The organism is Lignipirellula cremea (assembly GCF_056501455.1).
This window is the reverse complement of the sequence record NZ_CM151415.1, coordinates 2,500,241-2,521,041: the sequence shown is the minus strand read 5'-3', so window position 1 is coordinate 2,521,041 and position 20,801 is coordinate 2,500,241. Positions and strand designations below refer to the sequence as shown.

Annotated in this window: 14 protein-coding genes; 7 read left to right on the top strand and 7 right to left on the bottom strand. The window is 66.8% G+C overall.

All coding sequences use genetic code 11. From position 1 onward, the window contains the following. Positions 1-90: 90 nt before the first annotated feature. On the top strand, positions 91-1,416 hold the full coding sequence (locus tag SH602x_RS09820) for an HD domain-containing protein (protein ID WP_479476617.1): 1,326 nt from the start codon (positions 91-93) through the stop codon (positions 1,414-1,416). A 141-nt stretch (positions 1,417-1,557) separates the two neighbouring features. Beyond that, positions 1,558-2,025, top strand: coding sequence for a DoxX family protein (locus SH602x_RS09815; RefSeq protein WP_479476616.1), 468 nt, complete (start codon positions 1,558-1,560; stop codon positions 2,023-2,025). 28 nt (positions 2,026-2,053) lie between these two features. Here SH602x_RS09815 and SH602x_RS09810 read toward each other — a convergent pair whose 3' ends face one another. Together SH602x_RS09810 and SH602x_RS09805 are read right to left on the bottom strand one after the other, a co-directional pair. Continuing rightward, a complete protein-coding gene (locus SH602x_RS09810; protein WP_479476615.1) occupies positions 2,054-2,341 on the bottom strand; it encodes a DUF1330 domain-containing protein in 288 nt (95 codons plus the stop codon). Positions 2,342-2,366: 25 nt separating this feature from the next. Continuing rightward, the gene (locus SH602x_RS09805) at positions 2,367-3,410 is read right to left on the bottom strand and encodes an aldo/keto reductase (protein WP_479476614.1); all 1,044 of its coding nucleotides are present in this window, start codon (positions 3,408-3,410) and stop codon (positions 2,367-2,369) included. Between the two features lie 123 nt (positions 3,411-3,533). Here SH602x_RS09805 and SH602x_RS09800 point away from each other — a divergent pair, with 123 nt between their 5' ends. Then, a complete protein-coding gene (locus SH602x_RS09800) occupies positions 3,534-3,944 on the top strand; it encodes a winged helix-turn-helix transcriptional regulator (protein ID WP_479476613.1) in 411 nt (136 codons plus the stop codon). A 13-nt stretch (positions 3,945-3,957) separates the two neighbouring features. Here the strand turns inward: SH602x_RS09800 and SH602x_RS09795 are convergent, their stop codons facing one another. Next, positions 3,958-5,223, bottom strand: coding sequence for an RNA polymerase sigma factor (locus tag SH602x_RS09795; RefSeq protein WP_479476612.1), 1,266 nt, complete (start codon positions 5,221-5,223; stop codon positions 3,958-3,960). Positions 5,224-5,707: 484 nt separating this feature from the next. On the opposite strand from SH602x_RS09795, the gene SH602x_RS09790 reads away from it, so the two are divergent. Then, entirely contained in the window at positions 5,708-6,997 is a 1,290-nt protein-coding gene (locus SH602x_RS09790) for a hypothetical protein (protein ID WP_479476611.1), read from the top strand. 90 nt (positions 6,998-7,087) lie between these two features. Here the strand turns inward: SH602x_RS09790 and SH602x_RS09785 are convergent, their stop codons facing one another. After that, positions 7,088-8,467 carry a DUF1598 domain-containing protein gene (locus SH602x_RS09785; RefSeq protein ID WP_479476610.1) on the bottom strand — a complete coding sequence of 460 codons (1,380 nt, stop codon included), beginning with the start codon at positions 8,465-8,467 and terminating at the stop codon, positions 7,088-7,090. A 520-nt stretch (positions 8,468-8,987) separates the two neighbouring features. Here SH602x_RS09785 and SH602x_RS09780 point away from each other — a divergent pair. Further along, positions 8,988-11,021, top strand: coding sequence for a sigma 54-interacting transcriptional regulator (locus tag SH602x_RS09780; RefSeq protein WP_479476609.1), 2,034 nt, complete (start codon positions 8,988-8,990; stop codon positions 11,019-11,021). 108 nt (positions 11,022-11,129) lie between these two features. Continuing rightward, positions 11,130-12,274, top strand: a protein-coding gene (locus SH602x_RS09775) for an IS630 family transposase (protein ID WP_479472857.1) whose coding sequence is annotated in 2 segments (ribosomal slippage) — positions 11,130-11,577 and positions 11,577-12,274 — 1,146 coding nt in all. Because the reading frame shifts where the segments join, the coding sequence is not laid out codon by codon here. 548 nt (positions 12,275-12,822) lie between these two features. Here SH602x_RS09775 and SH602x_RS09770 read toward each other — a convergent pair. After that, positions 12,823-13,293, bottom strand: coding sequence for a thioredoxin family protein (locus SH602x_RS09770; protein ID WP_479476608.1), 471 nt, complete (start codon positions 13,291-13,293; stop codon positions 12,823-12,825). A gap of 670 nt (positions 13,294-13,963) precedes the next feature. On the opposite strand from SH602x_RS09770, the gene SH602x_RS09765 reads away from it, so the two are divergent. After that, entirely contained in the window at positions 13,964-14,980 is a 1,017-nt protein-coding gene (locus tag SH602x_RS09765) for a Gfo/Idh/MocA family protein (protein WP_479476607.1), read from the top strand. A 22-nt stretch (positions 14,981-15,002) separates the two neighbouring features. Here SH602x_RS09765 and SH602x_RS09760 read toward each other — a convergent pair whose 3' ends face one another. After that, positions 15,003-17,807: a c-type cytochrome domain-containing protein gene (locus tag SH602x_RS09760; protein ID WP_479476606.1), complete on the bottom strand. Its 2,805-nt coding sequence runs from the start codon at positions 17,805-17,807 to the stop codon at positions 15,003-15,005. A gap of 188 nt (positions 17,808-17,995) precedes the next feature. Next, positions 17,996-20,521: a DUF1549 domain-containing protein gene (locus tag SH602x_RS09755; RefSeq protein ID WP_479476605.1), complete on the bottom strand. Its 2,526-nt coding sequence runs from the start codon at positions 20,519-20,521 to the stop codon at positions 17,996-17,998. Positions 20,522-20,801 lie beyond the last annotated feature (280 nt).

The window sequence follows — 20,801 nt, the reverse complement described above, 5'->3', positions numbered from 1 at the left end:
GAGCGCCGGCGACGGTAGACTCTTGAGCGACTCGCCTCTCGGCAATGTTGCCGTCGACAGGGGCGAAGGAGCCAGGGGAGTTGCCCGCACGTGATCGAGGAGGAGCCCGCAAGCGTCGCGCGAACGCATGAGTTTCGCGATCCGGTCCACGCGTTCATTCATATGAACTCGCAGGAGCGGGCGGTCGTCGATTCGGAGGCCGTGCAGCGTCTGCGGTACGTGCACCAGCTCGCGCTGACTTTCCTGGTCTATCCGGGCGCCCGGCATACGCGGTTCGAGCACGTGCTGGGGACGATGGAACTGGCCGACCGGGCGTTCGCGACGATCACCGATCCCGCGCATACGCAGCATCTGCCTGACGGGTTTCTGCCCTCCGCGAAGGAGCTGGCCTGGTGGCGGCAGTCGCTGCGCATGGCCGCGCTGTGCCACGATCTGGGCCATCTCCCCTTCTCGCACGCCGCGGAGAAGATGCTGCTGTCGGGCGGGCGAACGCACGAACGCCTGACCTGGAAGCAGATCCACGGCGAAGAGTTGTGCGACTTGTGGCGTCGCTTCGACCCGCCGCTCGATCCGGAGATCGTCGGCAAGATCTCGCTCGGTCCGCAGGAAGCTTCGCAGGCGGCCGGACGCGAGATCGCCTTCACCCCCTGGGAGCGGCTGCTGTCGGAGATCATCGTCGGCGACGCGTTCGGCGTCGACCGGATGGACTACCTGCTGCGCGACTCGCATCACACGGGCGTCGGCAACGGGCGATTCGATCATTACCGCCTGATCGAGACCATGCGGATCTTGCCCGCCTGGGGAGGGACCGACGCGCCGCTCGCGCTCGGCATCGTCTCGGGCGGCCTGCGCAGCGCGGAGGCGCTCGCCCTCGCGCGGTACTTCATGTACAGCCAGGTCTATCACCACCCGGTTCGCCGGGTCTACAACCTCCACTTGCAGGAGTTCCTGCGCGAGTGGGGCGGCGGGGGCGAAGTTCGCGAAGAGACCGACTGGCTCGCGCTGACCGACAGCGAAGTCCTGGCCGCGATGCGGGCGACCCTCCGCGATCCGGACCATCCGGCCCACGACTCGGCGGAGCGGATCCTCAGGCGAAAGCACTTCCGCGTGCTGTACGAGCTCAATCCGCTCGACGACGCCAAGAACCCCCGACTGATCGAGGAGGTCTACGCGCTCGCGATCGCGCGGTTCGGTCGCCGAGCCGTGCTGATGGATCGCGCGTACGGCGACTCCCGCTGCGCCGATTTCCCGATCCTGTCGCGCGACGGACGGATCCTGCAATCGTGGGAAGCTTCGGAAGTGATGAAGACCCTCGTCCCGGAGGCGAACTTCGGCTACGTCTTCCTCGCGCCGGAACGTCTGGCCGAAGGCCGCGACTGGCTCCGCGGCGAGCTGCCGAGGTTGCTGGCGGGGTGAACCGAACGCCCGCCCGCCTCCCTTGATTCATCGACAGGAAAATAGTCGACGTATCATCCATCTAGGCGCACGAGGCGCCGGCGGACGATAATCGGCGGAAGACGACGACGTTCAGCGGTTCGTATTCAGGCGACAATGACCATGGCGCGCGGTCCCGGCATCTTCGGCTCGATCGGCCTGTTCATCCTGCGCGTCGGCGTCAGCAGCTTCATGCTGATGCACGGCTGGGGGAAGCTGCTGAAGGTGATCGAGGGGGACCTCGCCTTCGCCGATCCGATCGGCCTGGGGGCGGAGACGAGCCTGACGCTCGCCGCGGCTGCCGAGTTCGGCTGCGCGATTCTGGTGATGCTCGGCCTCGGGACGCGGTTCGCCTCGATCCCGCTGGCGTTCACGATGGCCGTGGCGGCGTTCACGGTCCATCTGAACGATCCCCTCTTCTCGGCAGGCGGGCCCAGCAAGGAGCCCGCGCTAGTCTTCGGCATCGTCTACGTCGCGCTGATCTTCACCGGCGCCGGATGGTTCTCCGCCGACGGTCTGATCCGCACGCTCTTCAGCGCCAAGCGCCGCGAGGTCTTCATGGAAGAAGACGACGCGAAGCCCGCGAAGTGACGCGCCGCCCGTCAAGCAAGGGCGTCGCTCACGTCCCCTCCACGAAGATCGCGCGGTAGTCGGCGCCGAGGAAGCGATGCTTCCTGGCGTCGCGATAGGCTTCGCCGTCGTACCAGGCCTTCGCCTCCGCGAGGGACGGGAACTCGACGATGACGACGCCGTCGGCTTCGGGACCCTCCAGCGTTTCTGACGTTCCGTACGCGGCCAGCACCTTGCAGGCGTGGCCTTCGAGAGATGCGCCGGCCTTGGCGGAGTAAGTCGCGATCTCCTGCGGATCGCGGATCCGTTCGCGAATGAAGATGGCGTAAGCGTGCATCGGCGGCTCCTAGTGTTGTGAAGGTTCAGACGACGGTCGTGCGGGGAAAGTCGATCGCGCTCCAGCGTCCGCCGGTCATGACGTTCCGCTGTTCGGGGTGAGCGAGCAATTCGTGCGGGTAGCCGAGCGGCGTCACGCTCGCCTGGTCGAGCCGCGCGAACGTCTCCGCGTCGAGCGCGATTTCGGCGCCGGCGAGATTGTCCTCCAACTGCGCGAGCGTGCGCGGTCCGAGGACCGGGAAGACTCCCTTCGCCCTGGCCCAGGCGATCGCGAGCTGCGAAGGCGGAGCGCCCAGATCGCGACCCGCCGCTTCGAGCGCGTCGAGCACGCCCGCGTTTCGAGCCGCCTCGTCGTGGAGCACGCTCGACTGCAGTTCGGTCGCCCGACCCTTCTCGCCCCGGCGATACTTGCCCGTGAGCAGTCCGCCGGCCAGCGGCGACCACGCCATCGTCGCCAGGCCGAACGCGTCCGCCATCGGCAGCATCTCGCGTTCGATCGTGCGCTGGAGCAGGTTGTACTCGACCTGGATCGCGGCGACCGGCGCCCAGGCGTTGCGATCGGCCGTCATCGCGGCGGCGGCGATCCGCCAGGCGGGAAAGTTCGATAGGCCGGCGTACAGGATCTTGCCTTGCCTTACGAGATCGTCGAGCCCGCGCATGATCTCGTCGACCGGGGTGACGCCGTCGTCCATATGGACGAAGTAGAGATCGATCCGGTCGGTCGCGAGGCGCTTCAGGCTGCGCTCGACCGATTGAACCATCGCCTTGCGATGATCGCCGACGTTCCCGAGCGACGGTTTCGGCGAATCGCCGCGGCTGAACTTTGACGCGATCAGGACGTCGTCGCGGACCGAGGCGACGCGCTCGCCGATCAGGCTTTCCGACTCGCCGAACTGGTAGTTGTCCGCCGTATCGATCAGGTTCCCGCCCGCATCGAGATAGCGCTCGACGATCGCCGCGACTTCCTGCGCGTCGGCGCCGTAGCCCCAGCGGGTGCCGAACATGCCGCCCCCCAACGCCAGCTCCGACGCCTTCAGTCCTGTCCGCCTGCCGAATATCCGGTAACGCATGTTTCGAGCCTCCGAGTCGACGTTCGTTCCGATCGCCTGCGATCAGATTCCCTGGACTTTACGAGCCTAGCTTTACTAAGTAAAGTAGCTTCTCATCGCAAAGCCGCTTCACCGGAGTAAAGCATGGAGCCGAACGAGCCTGCTTCGGACGACTACGAATACGCCCCGCTGACGCGGTTGATGGACCTGCTCGCCAGCCGCTGGACGCTGCTGTTGCTCCATCGACTGCACGTCGACGGACCGCGGCGATTCGGCGAACTGCGGCGACGGCTGGGGGCGATCTCCACCAAGACGCTGACCGAGCGTCTGAGAACGCTCGAAGCCGAAGGACTGATCGAGCGAGCCTACGAACCGACCATTCCGCCGCAGGTGACGTACTCGCTCGCGGAGAGGGCGCTGGAACTCGAGCCCGCGATCCTCGAACTCGACCGTATCGCGGAGCGGTGGTACGGCACGCCGCGACCTGCAGCGGCAGCCGAGCAGCCGAAAGCGAAGAAGGAAGCGGCCGCGAAGAAATCGGCGAAGCGCACGTAACGAGCTTCGCGGGTCAGGCGCTCTCGCATTCCGCAGCGCGGGCGAGGAGTAGTTCGCGCTCGCGTTCGTTTCGCGTCTGCGAAGCCGCGCGTTCGAATTCGACGCGGGCTTCGACGAAGCGACCGAGCTTGAACAGAAAGTCGCCCCGGACGCTCGGCAGCAGGTGGTACGACGACAGCGCCGTCGACGCGAGCAGTTCGTCGACGACCGCCAGCCCGGCCCGGGGACCGAAGGCCATCCCCACCGCGACCGCCCGGTTCAACTCCACGACGGGCGACAGCGTCCTCGCAGCAAGTTCGCTGTAAAGCCTGGCGATCTCGGCCCAGTCGGTCGCCTCGGGCACGAGCGCCCGCGCATGGCATGCGGCGATCGCGGCCTGCAGGACGTAGATCCCGTGCTCTCCTCCCAGGCGGTTCGCTTCGTCAAGCGCGGCCAGTCCGCGGCGAATCAGGATCCGGTCCCACACGGAACGGTTCTGTTCCAGCAGCAGCACCGGCTCGCCCCGCGGTCCTCTCCGCGCGCGGAGCCGCGACGCCTGAATCTCCATCAGCGCGACGAGACCGTGAACCTCCGGCTCATCGGGAGCCAAGCCGGCGAGCACGCGCCCCAGCCGCAACGCCTCCTCGCAGAGCGCGGGCCGCATCCAGTCGTCGCCGGCCGTCGCGGTGTAGCCCTCGTTGAACACCAGGTAAACCACCTCCAGCACGGAGGAGAGCCGGGCCGCGAGTTCTTCGCCCCGCGGCGTCTCGAACGGAACCTCTTTCTCGGCGAGCGTCTTCTTCGCCCGCACGATCCGCTGGGCGACGGTCGATTCCGAAACGAGGAAGGCCCTGGCGATCTCGTCCGTGCTCAGACCGCAGAGCAGCTTCAGCGTGAGCGCGACCCGCGCCTCGGTCGAGAGGACCGGATGACAGGCGGTGAACACCAGCCGCAGGAGGTCGTCGCCGACGGGATCGTCCAGGCGGGCGTCGACCGACTCCAGCGGGTTCGCCGGGTCGGCCTCCAGCCTTCGCGCGATGTCGTCCTGCTTCCGCTCGAACAGGCGGTCCCGGCGGATGCGATCGATGGCCCGACGCTTCGCCGCGGCCATGAGCCAGGCGCCGGGATTCCGGGGGACGCCTGACTCGGGCCACTGTTCCAGCGCTGCGACGAGCGCGTCCTGGGCCAGCTCTTCGGCCAGTCCCACGTCGCGCACGAGACGCGCCAGGCCGGCGATCAGCCGGGCCGATTCGATCTTCCAGACCGCGTCGATGGCGCGGTGAACGTCTGTCTCTGTCACGCTGCCGATCAGAGCGCCCCGAAAGGGCTGTCGCAAGTCTACGAAAAAAGGGCGAAAGCTTCGGCTGGGCATGCCGCAGTCACGAAAAGCTCGGGAGGACCCATCCCCCAGCGGCAAGGAAGCCGTCGCTTGCCGGAGCGTCTCGTAACTGCAAACCGCCTGACCGAACCCCACGCCCTTCTTTCAGCGACCGCCGGTTCCGCTGGTCGTACCAGCCGCGTCGGTTGCACTATAGATATCGCACGATCGCAGCCTTCCTCTTTCGCCTATTTTGACGATCGACTGGATAACTATCGCAAACTGCGAAGTCCAGAAAGCGCAGGGGCGCAAGGCAGCTGGGCGAATATGCGGCGATCCTGCCGAATGCTCCGTGAAATCTGTCCTTAGCGATCATGCCCGCTCGATAGAACCTGCGGATCAGGCGGTTTGTTCCGCAGGGGCGAAGACTGCTGATCCGCTGGACTCTCCAGACATCGAGGATCGCATGCGTCGTTCGCAATTCTTGGCCGCAGCCGTTTCGGCCGCCCTCGCGCTGCCGGGAACGTCAGGCTATCTCGTCACGCTCCGCGCGGAGAAGCCTCGCGTCGCGGATGCGGTCGCGTCGTTTCTCGATTCGCTGACCGCTCCCCGTTCGGCGAGCCACGGCCCGACCTGCGGTTGCGGCAGCTACGTTCCGCCGCCGAAACCGACCTGCGAGGCGGAGCCCATCTGCGGCGTCGAACCGACGTGCGGCATGGAACCCGTGTGCGGGGTCGAACCGCTCTGCGGCGCCGACGTCGCCGGCAGCATCCCGTCCGCTTACGGATCGGACGCTTTCGCGCCTCATACGCGGCAGCGGCATGTTCCGATCCGCATGCGGATTCAGTCGCATCCGACGATTAACGTCGACCGCACGTTCGCGCCCGCGAATCGACTGCCGCCGGCGCCGAAGCTGCCGACGGTCGAGCGCGAACTGACCCCGTCGTCCGCGAACTCGAAGCCGGCGAAGAGTCCCTTCGTCCGCGAGCCCGATCCGGAGCCGAGCGCCTCGGGTCCCGTCGCCTCGACGCCGCTGCCGCTTCCGGAACCGATGCCGGAACCCGTTCAGGAGCCGGCGCCCATGCCGAAGCCGGAGCTTCCGCCGGAGCCGGAGGAAATGCCGGTTCCGGAACCGATGCCGAGCCCGAAGTACGATCCGGTGCAGGCGGCGCCGAAGGCTCGCCCGGCCCGGACGAAGCCCGCGCCTCCGATGCCGGTCATTGAGGAACCCGCAGTTCCGACCGTCGAGGAACCCGCAGTTCCGGCCGTCGAAGCGCCCGCGGCCCCGGCGTTCGAAGCGCCGGCTGCTCCGGCAATCGAAGAATTCGTCCCGCCGACCGCTGAAGCGCCGCTGCCCGAAGCGGAGCCTGCGATCCCGACGCCGACGACCGAGCCCCTGCTGACCGTGCCGGCGCCGGCGACGCCTTCCGCGGCGAAGCTGACCCCCGAACCGCGTCGGCTGGCGCCGCCCCGCCCGCTGTCGAATTCGCTCCCCTACGATCCGACGGATCCCTTCGCCGACCCGCCTGCGTCTGACGCGCCCGCGCCTCGGGCGACGCCGACGACCCAGGATCGCTCACCGGAGAGACTGCCGACCGGGCCCGAGATTCCCCGCTTCGGCGCGGAAGAGTTCTCGCCCGTCGGAACGGGAGTCATCGTTCAGCCGACAAGCGGCGTCGCCAGCGACAGGCCGGCGGTCCGTCCCGCGATCCGCATCGTGCCGGTGAACGACCTGCCTCTGTACCAGGCGAGGTAGCGAAAGCCGCCGGGATCTCGATTCACGAAAAAAGCGGACGGCCGATTCGGCTGTCCGCTTTCGTTCGTACTTGCTCGACGCGAGTCGACGTTACGCGCTCGCGTTCCACCACCACTTCGTGCCGACGTAGCCGCCCTTCTGACGAGCTTCGCCGACGGCGGCGGAGGCCTCCGTCTTTTCGGCGACCTGCCACGATTCGATCTGCACGCCGCCCGAGGCGGTGATCACGAAGTCGTTGCCGATCCGGATGAAGCTGCTCTGGGTCGGAACGCTCTTGGGAGCGTGCAGCGCCGTAGCAGTCAGGCGTTCGTCCTGTCCCGACAGCAGCGGGAGCGAGCAGCCCGCCTTCTCCAGCATGCCTTCCCGCTTGATCAGGGCGGCGACGACGCTCACGTCCATGATGTTGCGGAGATCGCCGAACGCGGGGTCGACCTTGCAGAGTTCGTCGAACTTCTCGGTGAAGGCATCGGCCCAGCGCTGGGCCAGCGGGTTCGCCTTGCCGGCGCCCTTGACCTCGCCCCCGTCGATGAATTCGTCCTCAGTCATGGCCTTCACGCCCTGACCCTTGATCTGGAAGGCCAGGCCGTCCTCGCTCCGGGCGATCGGATCGTACGACGGGGCCAGCCACCACCGCGGCGTCATGTTGTTCGGCTTGGCGCCGCGCTGCTGCAGGATCTGCAGGAAGCTCGGCAGGTCGCGAACCGGCGCGGGCTCCAAGCCCATGCCGTACTGCTTCATCCGGAAGTCCGCCGCGACGAGCACATGGGCGAAGCGCGAGTCGCCGGGAACGCCGGTGATGCTGACCACCTGCGGGCCCATCGCCTGCTGCACGCCTTGCAGGACCGCCGGGTTGACCGTGCGCTGCTGCGCCAGGAAGGCCTGCAGTCTGCGGCGACCCTCTTCGGTCGGATCGATCGAGCAGGTGATGCCGCCGCCGACGCGGGCATCGTCCACCGCACGCATCGCGACGATGAAGTCTTCGAGCTGCAGCACGGGGCGTCCGGTCGTGACGCCGACCACGGCGCCGAGTTCGTTGACCTTCCAGCCTTCGCCCGGACCGGCCAGAACGATGTCGTTCTCTTCCGGGTGCACGAAGACGTACTCGATCCGCTGCAGACCGGCCATGTAGCGAACTTCTTCAGGAAGCTCGCCCGAGTTGTTCTTGATCGCGTCCTCGATCGCCGCTTCGAGGCCCTTGAGCGAGATCATCCGCATGCCGACAGGACGGACCAGATCGGCGCCCGCGCCGGCCGTCTCCTTCGCCATCAACTCTCGCAGAGTCGCCACCTCGGCCGGGGTGATCCGTCCCACGACGCCGGTCGCGTCGACCGAAACGCCCCCGACCGCACGTTGAACGAATCCGGCATGCACCGGGGCTGCCGTCAGAGCGAGGACCGCCGCCGTGCCCAGCACGGCGGTAGCGGAGCCCGTGCGACGCGCGAGCGAGAGAACCAGACCGGAAAGCGCCATCAGAGGAGCCCCTCCACTTGTCTAAATGCGACCGTCGGATGCGAAACGGAAGAAAAGTCGGAGCGACCGGTCATCGAAGGATGAAGAGCGCTCCCGAACGCCTGCGGCCTGCGCAGTCGAAGCGTTCGGTTTCCTGGCGTCCGGACGGAAAGTGTGCCCGTCCTCAAAATAGTTGGCCCCCCCGACGGCTGCAAGCGACGTTCTCGTCAGCAGTTTCGCCCTTCAGGCCGCGCCAGGGTAGCTTATGCGGGGCAAGCCCGCGTGATCGCCTGCCTCGGAGCGGGGAGTGCGACCCCCCGCGAATCCTATTTCGCACGAGCGGGTTAGGGACTCAGAGGGCTCACGCCCACCGCTCGGGAATTCCCGACAGCCCTGCCGAATGCAACGATTCTCCCGTTCGTCGCATCGAACTCCGACGCCTGATGGGCCGAATCGGCTGCAAGTCCCGGCCCCGGCTCGCGGTTAGAATGATTCGGCGGTCGACCCCGCGCCTCATCTCTTCGCGTCCGCTCCGTTCGGCATGCAGTCCTATCTCATCATCCGCGAAGGGGCCAACTGGTCCGACGTCTACCGGCTGGAACCGGGGCGCTCGGTGACGATCGGGCGCTCGCCGACGAACGAGATCGTGGTCCGGAACCGGCAATGCAGCCGCCGGCACGCCGAGATTTTCCAGGCCGAAGGACGCTGGACCGTCCGCGATCTCGACAGCCGGAACGGAACGCTGGTCGCCGGTTCGCGAATCGTGCAGGACTGGAAGCTGGCGCCGGGCGACGTCATCCGCATCGCGCAGTCGCAACTGGAATTCGTGCAGGACCTCTCCGTCGCGTTCCGCGAGGTAGCGGTCGCGCCCCCGATCGCGGGCGCGCATGACGAAACGGCCATCACCGCGACCGCCGCGGAACTCGCGCGAGCGTCGGCCGATTCGGCGGTCGCCGACCTCGGCCCCGCGCTGATCATGGATCGCCGGGGGAGTTCGCGACTGCTCCACCAGGACGGCCCGGACGAAGACGGCGAGTTTTCCGTCGCTGCGCCGAAGGTAGGCGAAGCGGGCATGCTGCTCTGCCGCCTGGCGTTCAAGATGGCGGAGCGCACCGATCCGAACGCCCTCTCGCGTCTGGCCCTCGAAGCCCTGTTTCGCGGCGTGCCCGCCGGCGCCGGGGCCGTGCTGCTCGCCCCGCGCGAGAAGCGGGAACGGATTCGACCGGAGGATCTGGAACTTCTCAGTTCGCGCTCCGCGGACGGAAAGTCCTATCGACCGCTCAGCCGCTTTCTTGCCGAGACCATTCTTCGCGACGGCGAAGCGGTGATGGCCCGCAACGTCGCGGGCGACTCCGCTTTCGGCAGTCCCGACAGCCAGGGCGAGTTCGCCGCGACGAGCGTGATTTGTGCGCCGCTGCGGGTGGCGAAGCGTCCGGTCGGATTGCTGCATCTCTACTGCAACGACGACGAGCGAACGCTCGAATCGGACGACCTGGAATTCGTCCTCGCCGTCGCCGAGATCATGAGCCTGGGCCTCGACTCGATCGAGCGGCAGGCCGCGCTCCAAGCCGACCTGTCGCATACGCGCAGCCAGGTCGAACAGCTTCGCCAGCGCCTGGGCGTCGAAAGCAAGATCGTCGGCAGCGGCCCCGTGATGCATGCCGTGCATCAGCAGATCGGCCGCGCGGCTCCCAGCAAGGCGACGATCCTGATTCGAGGCGAGAGCGGCGTCGGCAAGGAACTGGTAGCGCAGGCCGTCCATGATTCGAGTCCGCGGAAAGGCGGCCCCTTCGTCTGCCTGAACTGCGCGGCCCTTTCGGAAACGCTGCTCGAAAGCGAACTGTTCGGCCACGAGAAGGGCTCCTTCACCGGCGCGACCGATCGCAAGATCGGCAAGTTCGAACAGGCCGACAAGGGAACGATCCTGCTGGACGAGATCGGGGAGATGAGCCCCGTCGTCCAGGCGAAGTTCCTCCGCGTGCTGGAGGGGCACCCCTTCGAACGGCTGGGCGGAGCGCGGCCCATCAAGGTCGACGTCCGCGTCATCGCGGCCACGAACCGCGACCTGGAAGAGGCCGTCCGGGACAAGACCTTCCGCAAGGATCTCTACTTCCGCCTGCGGGTGGTGGAGATCCTGGTCCCGCCCCTCCGCGACCGGGGCGAAGACGTCGTCGAAGTGGCCGACCATTTCCTCGAGCGGTTCAAGCAGGAGACCGGTCGCAAGATCCGCGGCTTCACGCCCAGCGCGATGGAACGGATCCGCCGGTACGAATGGCCGGGCAACGTCCGTGAACTGAAGAACGTCGTCGAGCGGGCAGTGCTGTTGGCCCAGGACGATCTGATCGACGAGGTCGACCTGGCGCTCTCGCCCCTCTCGTTCGCGGACGACGTCTCCGACGAGGCCAGCGGCGTCTGGCGCCCCTGCACGCTCGACGCGATGGAGCGTGAGCACATTCAGCGCACGCTCGACCGGTTCGACTGGAACAAGAGCCGCACCTCCAAGGTCCTCGGCATCGAACGCTCCACCCTCGACCGCAAGATCCGCCGGCTGAACATCGAGCGGAAAGAAGCGTAAGGTTCACTCCCCGCGTAGTAGTCGACCTGGCTTTATTCGTCAGGCGGAGGTTAACCTGATTTCGCGGAGGGAGTCGAGGGATCGTTTTCGATTTTCGCGGAGGCAGGGATGCCGGCAACGAACGAAAAGCTGGAAGTTCGTCTGACGCCTGAGACCCGGGCGGAGCTCGCGGCGTTCGTCCGCAAAGGGGACTCGCCGGCGGCGAAAGTTCGCCGGACGAGGATCCTGCTCCTGTCCGATCGCGAGCACGTCGACGGTCGTCGCACCGACGGCACGATCGCCGAGATCGTGGGGCTCTCCGAGCGGCAGGTCTGCCGGATTCGGCAAGCCTTCGTCCGCGAAGGAAACGTCGCCGCGGCGATCGAACGGAAGGCCCGCTCGGCTCCCGGCGTCCAGCCGATCTTCGACGGTCGCTCCGAAGCGAAGCTCGTTCTGCTGGCCTGCTCGACGCCGCCCGGCGGACGCAAGGCCTGGACGATGCAGCTTCTGGCCGACGAGGCGATGCGGCTGTCGATCGTGACGAAGGTCTCCGAAGAGACGGTTCGCCAGACGCTCAAAAAAACAGGCTGCAGCCCTGGCGGACGCGGCGCTTCTGCATCCCGGAGAAGGATCTCGCCCGCTTCGTCGCCCGCATGGAGAAGCTGCTCGACGTCTACGCCGAATCGTTCGACGACGAGCACGTGCTGATCTGCATGGACGAGGCGGCCAAGCAGATCCTGGCCGACGTCGAGCCGTCGCTGCCGATGACGCCGGGCCAGCCCCGCCGCGAGGACCATCACTACGAGCGCCGCGGCGTGCGGTCGATCTTCTTGTTCTTCGATCCCGTCGGCGGCTGGCGTCGCGTCTCCGGTCGCGACGGTCGAACGCGAGTCGACTGGGCCGAAGAAGTCGCCGAGCTGCTCGAGCGGGACTATCCCCGGGCCGAACTCGTCACGCTGGTCTGCGACAACCTCAACACGCACGACGTCGCGAGCCTGTACCATGCCTTCGACGCCGAGCGGGCGCATCGCCTGGCCCAGCGCCTGCGGATCGTCTACACGCCCAAGAACGGCAGCTGGCTCAACATGGCCGAGTTCGAGCTTTCCGTCCTGACGCGGCAGTGCGTCGGGCGACGCTTCGAAAGCGCGGCCGAGATGGACGAAGCGATGGCCGTCTGGCAGCGCGAACGCAACCGCCTGCGTCAGGCTGCGACCTGGCGCTTCACGACGGACGACGCTCGCGTCAAACTCAAACATCTCTACCCCAACGCCTGACGAATAAGGCTTGGTCGACTAGTAGGTCAGGCATTGCCTGACGGCTAGTTCCATGCCGCGTCGGATCGATGATGACCGGGCGGCTTACCGCGTTGCTCTCATCGACTTCGTCCGCCCAGGCTGACGAGCGCCGCGGGCAAACAAATCGCCACCAAAGCCATCTTCAAGTAGCTGTCAGGCAATGCCTGACCTACGAGAACTCCGACCGCCGGCGCCGCGTTTGCGAGATGCAGTCTGGTCCTTGAGCCCCTGCATCGCGAGACGCTGGTTTGTTCCCCGTTGACGATCCCATTTGCCGCCGATTCCCGAGCGCCGGGCGTGCGATCCGCGCTTGCTTGTCGGACCTTCGCGCGAGCACTGCCGGGTCCGTTTGGTCCGAATCGTTCGCTGCGCGGCCGCTGAACCGGATCGCTGACGCACCGATCGGGGAAGTCCCGGACTGCGACCGACTTTCGAGCGAGAAACTTGCAGACGAAAAAAGCCCCGCACAGAAAGATGTGCAGGGCTTTCGACGTTTCAACTTCGAGCGGGCATCGCGGAAGGCGAAATCACTCGTCCGCGGTGGCCGTCGCGGGGACGACTCCGGACGACTCGGTCTCGGCCGCAGGCGTCGCCTGAGCCAGGACGGGTTCGCTGGAGGCGACCGCGGCGTCGACGAGCGAGGCGACGGTGTTCTCCGACTGCACGCCGACCAGGTTCGTCTTCTTCCATCCGGCCCGCGCCTTCGCGAACAGGATCAGTTGGGGAATCGACTTCCCCTTCATGAGCTTCCGTGCGAGCGTCGGATCCTGATCGAGATCGACTTCGGCGTACTCGACCTTCGAGAGCGTTCCGCGCTGGGCGAGCTTCGCCAGCGCCGCATCCTTCATGACGTGGCAGGCAGGGCACCATTCCGCGGTGACCAGAACGAGGAGCGGACGACCTGACTTCTCCATTTCGGCGTAAGCCTGGTCGTAAGGCTGAGCGGTGGCGACCAGCGAGCAAAGTTGCAGGGCGGTCGTTAGCGCTAGTCCGTGCATCAAGCGTCTCCGTGAGGAGGGAAGAAACGTTCCGTGCTTCGTGGAGACGCGGTATCCGTACGTGTCGCGTCCCTGCGTCTCCGGGGGCACGACTCAGGGGAAAGCCATGCGGATTTGCGGTCGGTCTCTTGCGGGTCTCGCGACCGACCAGGCGGGGAAGCGAGGAATCTAGCGGTCGTAGGGGCCAGCGCCAACTAAAAAACCTGCGCAGAACGCATCGAATTTGACGCCGCGCACGCAAGGTCCCCCTATCGCTCAAGATGCGCCCGCACACGCTCCTAAATAGGGCTTGGAAATTTATCCCGCGCCCTGGTAGGGAAATCCCCACCGATTCGGTGTAAAACTCGTCACTCCCCGGGACAGGGGGTCTTCCGGAGGCCGTTTCTGCGACCCGCAGGTCACCGGAACGATGCCCGATCGGCCTCGCGTTTCATGCCGGATGCGAGGCGTGAACGGCGAGTTGCGGCGCCTCCCGGACGCGCGGGAGTTTGGCCGATCCGCGGGAGTTCCTTCATGGAATCTTCCCCCGCTCTGTTAAAACAGGGCTAGCTCGCTTATCGCGAAACCGTAGCGGCCCGTGCGCCGTTTCCGCGACGATTTAGATCGCCGGGAACGCTACATGTGAGTGCGACACGCACTAGCTCGCTTTCTTTCCGGAGGACGGCACGGCATGAAGCTCCGCGTCGGAGTGGTCGGCATCGGGGATGCCTGGGAATCTCGTCATCGGCCGGCGCTCCGTGCGCTCTCCGATCGCTTCGAGGTCCGTGCGGTCACGAGCGAAGTTTCGGCGAAGAGCGAACGAGCCGCGCGCGAGTTCCACGCGGTCGCGACCGACGGCTATCGCATGCTCGTGTCCCGGCCCGACATCGACGCGGTGCTCGCCCTGGCGCCGGAGTGGTACGGCTCGCTGCCGATCTTCGCGGCCTGCGACGCGGGCAAGGCGGTCTTCAGCGCCGCGGAACTCGCCGCCGATCCGGTGCAGGCTCGGGCGATCCGTGACCGCGTGGTCTCCTCCGGCATCGCCTTCATGGCGGAGTTCCCCCGCCGGCAGGCGCCTGCGACGCTCCGTCTGAAGGAGCTGATCGCGACCAAGCTGGGCAGGCCCCGGCTGCTCTTCTGCCACATGCGAACGCTGTTCGACCCGCCGACCGGACGGCTGAAGCATCGCGCGATCGCGAGTTCCAGCACGCGGCACCTGATGGAGCTCGTCGACTGGTGTCGTTACGTGGTCGGTTCCGACCCGAGCAGCGTTCTGGGCGTGCGGCACCAGTCGAACGTCGACGCCGCCGAAGACGATTACCAGATGCTGAGCCTGGACTTCTCCGAACCTGGCGAGTTCGCGAAGGGTCCGATCGCCCACGTCAGTTGCGGGCGCTACATGCCGCAGGGATGGAGCGAAGCGATCGCCTTCCGTCCGCCTGCGGCGCTGCAAGTCTGCTGCGAGAACGGCATCGCCTTCGTCGACATGCCCAGCCAGCTCGTCTGGTTCGACAAGGCGGGCCAGCACATGGAGTCGCTGGAGAGCGAGCGGCCCATCGGCGAGCAGATGTTCATGACGTTCCACCGCGCCGTGACCAGCCTGGTGCGGCGCAGCTCCGACCTCGAAGACGCCTACCGCGCCCTCGCCGTCGTGCTCGCCGGCCAGCAGTCCGCCCGCGAGAATCGGCGGCTGCCGATCGAGCTTTGATCGCTCGATCGTACTGCCTCTCCTACTCCACGATCCGCAGCACGATCGGCTGACTGACGAGGCCGCCGTCGGAATCGGCGCGGAGGTGGAACAGCCGCGTCTGCGGCTCGGCGATCGCGGAGGCCCGAACGAAGAACGTTCGCTCGGACTTCTCCTCGACGATCAGAAGACCGTTGAGACCGACGTTATCGACGAAGACGCCGTGCGGCAGGTTGCGGCCCGAGTCCTCGTTGCCGAAGCTGATGCGGCTCTTCACTTCCTTGCGATCGACGTCGACCCGCAGCTCGATCGTCTCGCCCCGACGCAGCGTCACCTCCAGCGGACCGGTCGGTTCGTCGGCGGCGGGAACGCTCGCTTCGCCTGAAACGCGGGAGACGGTCATGCCGATGGCCGGAGCGCCGGCGAGCTTCGGCAGTCCGAGACCCGCGACGTCGCGCTGCACCTGCTGACCGTCGACGTCGGCCCGGGCGATAAGGCGGACGGTCTTCCATTCTTCCTCGGTCGGAGCCTTCGCATCCGCCGCGGCGTAGATCGCTCCCCAGGCCTTGAGCTGGCCCGCTTCGATGATCGGCGTCGTGACCGACCAGCCCGCGGGCAAGCCTTCGATCGCCAGTTCGATCTGACCCTCGAAGCCGTCGATCCGATCGGCGCTGAACTCGATCTCCCGTCCGCCGCCCGCGGGGACGGCGTCCGCCTTCGTGACGCTCGCCTTGACCGAGAAGCCCGGCTGCGCGGGTCGCACGGTCAGTTCGTACTTATGAGCGTCCGAACCTTCGCCCCGCACGTCGCGCACCCGCACGACGTACTCGCCCGATTCGGCAGGCGAAAAGAGCAGCTTGGAATCCTTGCCCAGCTTCCTCTCGCCGTCGTCGTCGTTCTCGTAATAGATATCGAAGACGGGCAGCCCGTTCGGCAGCGGCTCCGTCCCGGGCGGAACCTCGCGCACGATCCAGCAGGGCTCGCCCAGCGCATGCGACAGGGCAGGGGTGTCGAAGTAGGTTCGGCGATTGCCGAACCCGGGATAGACCTTGAAGCCGGAATCGGGTCCGCGGGGATAGAGCCAGAGCTTCACGACCTCTCCGTTGGCGTAAAGCAGGTCGTCCAGTTCCATCTCTTCCCAGTTGTGGACGCGGAAGTCGTCGGAGACGTTCGAATCTTTGCCGCGGAACGTGAAGTAAGAATCGCGCACCGCCTGCAATCGCGTTCGGAGGATCGGCGATCCGTCGGCGGAGAGAACTTCGACGAACGTATCGGCAGGGGAACCCGACCGCGCGGCATTCGTTTCGATGACCCAGCGCTGGCCCGCTTCGGCGCGGAAACGAACGCAGTCGACGTCGCCGGGCTGCGCGAAGAGGCCTTTCATTCGCAGCGGCGCTTCGCGGACCGTGACGGCGGCAGGGTCGTCGTTCGGCTCCGCTTCCTCCGCAGGTTCGGGCAGCGGCATGTCCGCCATCGAAGCGACGGCGACGGCGCCCTGAACGCCGGCGACCTCGCCGGACGCTTCGGGATCGATGGCTGGAAGGTCGAGGATCTCGATCGTGCCGTCAATGCGGGAAACGGCCAAGCGATCGCCCTCGGGCGAGAAGGCGATGCCGGTCGGCGTCGCGGGCTGCGTCGGACCGACCCAGGCGAGCGACAGGTCCTTCGTCCGCCAGACCTTCAGCGTTCCGTCGTCGGCGATCGACGCGAGAATCGGACGCTTCGCCGCGAGCGCGATGTGCGTGACCGTACCTTCGTGCGCGAAGCGGGAATACAGGATCGGGTTGATCTTCGCCTCGGTCTTGCTGACCCAGTTCCAGCAGCGGATGCGGTGATCGGCGCCCGCGCTGTAGATCCGGTCGAGCGTCGGGTCGAACGCGCACGTCCACTGCTCCGCTTCGCACTGGTTGAGCGTGTCGAGCCGCTCGCCCGTCGCGACCGACCAGACCTTCGCCGTTTCGTCCGCGCTCGCGCTCACGAGGCACGTGCCGTCCGGGCTGAACGCCAGATCGAAGACCGCGCCGTTGTGACCCGTCAGCGTGCGAAGCGTCTCGCCCGTCTTCGCGTCACGAAGCAGGATCACGCGGTCGTAGCCCGCCGTGGCGAGGATCGTTCCGTCGGGAGAGAGGACGGCGTCGTAGAGCGTGTCGGAGTGACCGGCGAACTTGCGAACCTGCGCGGGATCTTCGACGGCGACCAGCGCCGCTTCGCCGCCCGCTCCTGCGACGCCGCCGGCGGCGACGAGCGTCTTGCCGTCGGACGAGAACGTCAGTCGATTGATCTTGCCCGCAAGTCCCGGGATGACTGCGTGGTCCTGCTCTCGTGCGGCTGGCCCGGAAACAGGAGGAGCGATCCGAGCCTCGCCGAAGCCGCCCGTCGCCAGTCTCTTTCCATCGGTCGCCCACGCCACGGCGGTCGTCGCGCTCATGCCTTCCGCGGCGGCGACTTTGGGAAACGTCGGCATGGGGCGAACCGTCTCGCCCGTCGGGCCCTTCGCACCCGCGTCGATCCACTTCGCGAGCGTCGCGATCTCGACCTCGGTCAGCGGATCTTCGCCCTCGGGCGGCATCTTCGGGTCCATCGTCCCGGCGCTCATCAGATAGAGCCGGCTGGAACCCGACTCGCCCGGCGTAATCGCGGGGCCATGCTCACCTCCCCGCATCAGGTCGTCGTACGTCGCGAGCGAGAGCTTCCCTTCGGTCTCGAGATCGCCGTGACAGCCGCCGCATTTGGCCGTGAGGATCGGCAGCACGTCCTTCGTAAAGTCCGGCGCCTCCTCCGCGGCGAGCAGCGACGAAGCCGCCGTCAGACCGACGATCAGAACCATTCGCATCGAGAAAGCGTTCATCGCCTCAGTTCCGTACAAGCTTCGAACATCGTTCTTCGTAGGGTGGGTCATTGACCCACCTGTCGTTCTCACGACACTGCCGGATCGATCCACGTTCCGCGTCGATCGATTACCCGAAGCGGCAACGCGGCCCGCAAGGAAGGTGGGTCAATGACCCACCCTAAGAGTCGCGTCCGCCGTAGGTCTCGTCACTTCTGAAACAGAAACTCCCGGCTCGACGTCAGTGACCAGTAGAGATCTTCCAGCCGCTTGCGGCGCTCTTCGGCCGGCGGGTCGCCGAGCAACTCGCGAGCCTGTTCACGCTCCGGTTCGGTCGGCTTTCGACAGACCGTTCGCAGGAAGGCCCGGTCGACGATGTCGTCGGCGTCGTCCCACGCGGCAAGCTCCTGCGTGACGACGCTCTTTTCGTCGGCCAGCTTCTTGTTCAGCGTCTCGCCGTTGATCAGATGCAGGGCCTGCACCATGCTCGGGTCGCTCGACCGTTCGCATTCGCAGGTGATGTCCCGCGGGTTGCGCCCGAACGTCGACAGGAAGTACGACTCGACCGCCGAGTCGTAGAGCTCGATCGCCCGCGTCCCGACGGGATAGAAATCGGTCTTCTGCTTGTCGGCGCCTTCGAACGCGATCTGGTCGAAGTTCGTGGGCACGCCCGTCGCCTGCGTGATGACGTCGTGCAGCACCTCTGCCGGAAGCCGCCGGGGATAGAACCGCGAATAGAAGCGTTCGTCGCCGGCGTTGAACTCCGTGGCCTCGGAGCTTCGCTGGTAAGTCTCCGATAGGACGATGTCGCGGATCAGCGCTTTCACGCGGAAGTCATGCGCGACCAGTTTCTCCGCGAGGGCGGCGAGCATCGGCTCGTCGCTGGCCGGGTTCGAGACGCGGAGGTCGTCGATCTGCTCCACGAGCCCCACGCCGAAGAACGACGCCCAGACGCGATTGGCGGCGGCTCGTGCGAAGTAAGGGTTCTCCGGCGAGACGAGCCAGTCGGCCAGCGCCGCCCGGCGGTCGCTGGGATCGTCGAACGCCATCGGTTCGCCGTCGAGCGGCGTGGGAGGCTGCGGCTTGCCCGTCAGCGGCTGAATCAGTTCGCCGCGGGTCGCGACGTAAAGCGTCCGCTTGCCGTCGCCGTTGCGCGACTCGCCGCCCCAGCCCTTGGTGCGGACGCGGGAGAAGCAGTTCGCGAAGGCGTAGTATTGGTCGTTGGTCCACTTCTCCAGCGGATGGTTGTGGCACTTCGCACAGGCGAGCGACAGGCCCAGGAAGGCCTGCGAGACGTTCTCGCTGACGGTCTCCGGATCCTGGTGCAGGGCGTAGAAGTTCGTCGCGCCGTCCTCGGTCGCCTCCCCTTGCGCGGTGACGATCCTCCGCGCGAACTCGTCCCACGGAACGTCCTGCTCGACCTGCCCGCGGATCCAGCCGTAGTAGGCCTTCACCGCGTCGGGCCGCAGGCGACGCCCGTTGACGAGCAGCACGTCGGACCACTTGTACGTCCAGTAGTCGACGAACTCGTCACGCGCGAGCAGTTCCTCGATCAGGCGGTCGCGCTTGTCGGGCGCGGGATCGTTGAGGAAGCGGATCGTCTCCTCCGGCGTCGGCTGCATGCCGATCAGGTCGAGCGTCACCCGGCGCAGAAAGGTCTGGTCGTCGCAGCGAGGCGACGGCTCCAGGTTCATCCGCTCCAGCCGCGCGAGCGACAGGTCGTCGATGAAGTTCCGCCTGGGCGCGTTCGCGTAAACCGCTTCCGACACGTCGTGCGGATAGGGAACCGTCACTTCCGCCACGGCGAGCTGGCTGGAGAACCAGGCGCTGATCGCCCCGCCGCCGTGACCGATCACGGCGGCCGTGCCGGCATCGTCGATCAGCGCGACGGATTCGTTGGTGGAGGTGAACTTCGTGCGACGCGTCACGTCCTCGACGCGTCCGTCGGAGTAGGTCGCCGTGACGACGAACGGCTGGGCGTCGTCCTTCGACAGCAGCGCCGCGGGCGGGAAGATCTCCACCTTCGTCAGCTTCGCGTCGCCTGCCTGCGGGGCCGGGGCGCCCTGGCTGATCCACTCGGCGAGGACGCGGTAATCGTCGCTGTCGACGTCGAGCTTCAGGCCGCCCTTATGCGGGAGCGTGCCGCTCGGCTTGGCGAGCAGCAGGCTTCGCCCCGGATCGGCCAGTTCCACCCGGCGACCGTTGGCCTCCTGCGTCAACACGAAGTGATCGCTGGCCGGGTCGTACCCGCGAAGCGAAAGCTTCAGCCCGCCCTTCCCCGCGAGCGCGCCGTGGCAGGCGCCGGAGTTGCACCCCAGCTTCGACAGCACGGGCAACACGTGCCGCGTGAACTCCCGCTGGGCCGGCTCGCCCATTCCGTCTATCCGCACCGGAACCGTCGCCGTCCGCTCGCCCGCACGGATCGTCGCCGTCGTCTCGCCGTTCGCGAGCGGATAAAGGGTCAGGCCGTCCACCCGGGCGATCTGCGGATCAGCCAGGTCGACCTGCACGTCCGTCTGGGGAACAGCGGCGCCGACGTCATCCCCTTGAGCGGACTGCACCAGCAGGCGCTGACTCGCCGCGGGACCGAACAGTTTCGCGGTAGTCGGGTAAACGACGATTCGCTCGGCTTCTTCGGCCTTGGTCGGATTCGCTCCCGCAAAGGCAAAGACCAGAGCGAGGCCGACGGACCATCGAAGCGCCGAAACTCGGCACGGGAGGCGCAGGGGGAACATGCGGCGTCAGGCGGAGGGAGGGGCGGAGACGCGACGAAAAGCGATGCGCCGGCGCTCAGCGACCGACGACCCTCCAGCCTACTCGATCGAAGAGCGTCGATCGAGGGAAAGCCCGACGGGGTCGCGACTTCTCTGAGCGGAGGGCGTGAGCCCTCCGAGCGTTCGGCGTTACGATCGGTGCGGACTGGGAGGGCTTACGCCCTCCGCTCAGGGGGAACGCGTCGATATCGCCGGTAGAATCAACAGTCTAACGCTATCGAGTTGCAGTCCTGTCAGAATC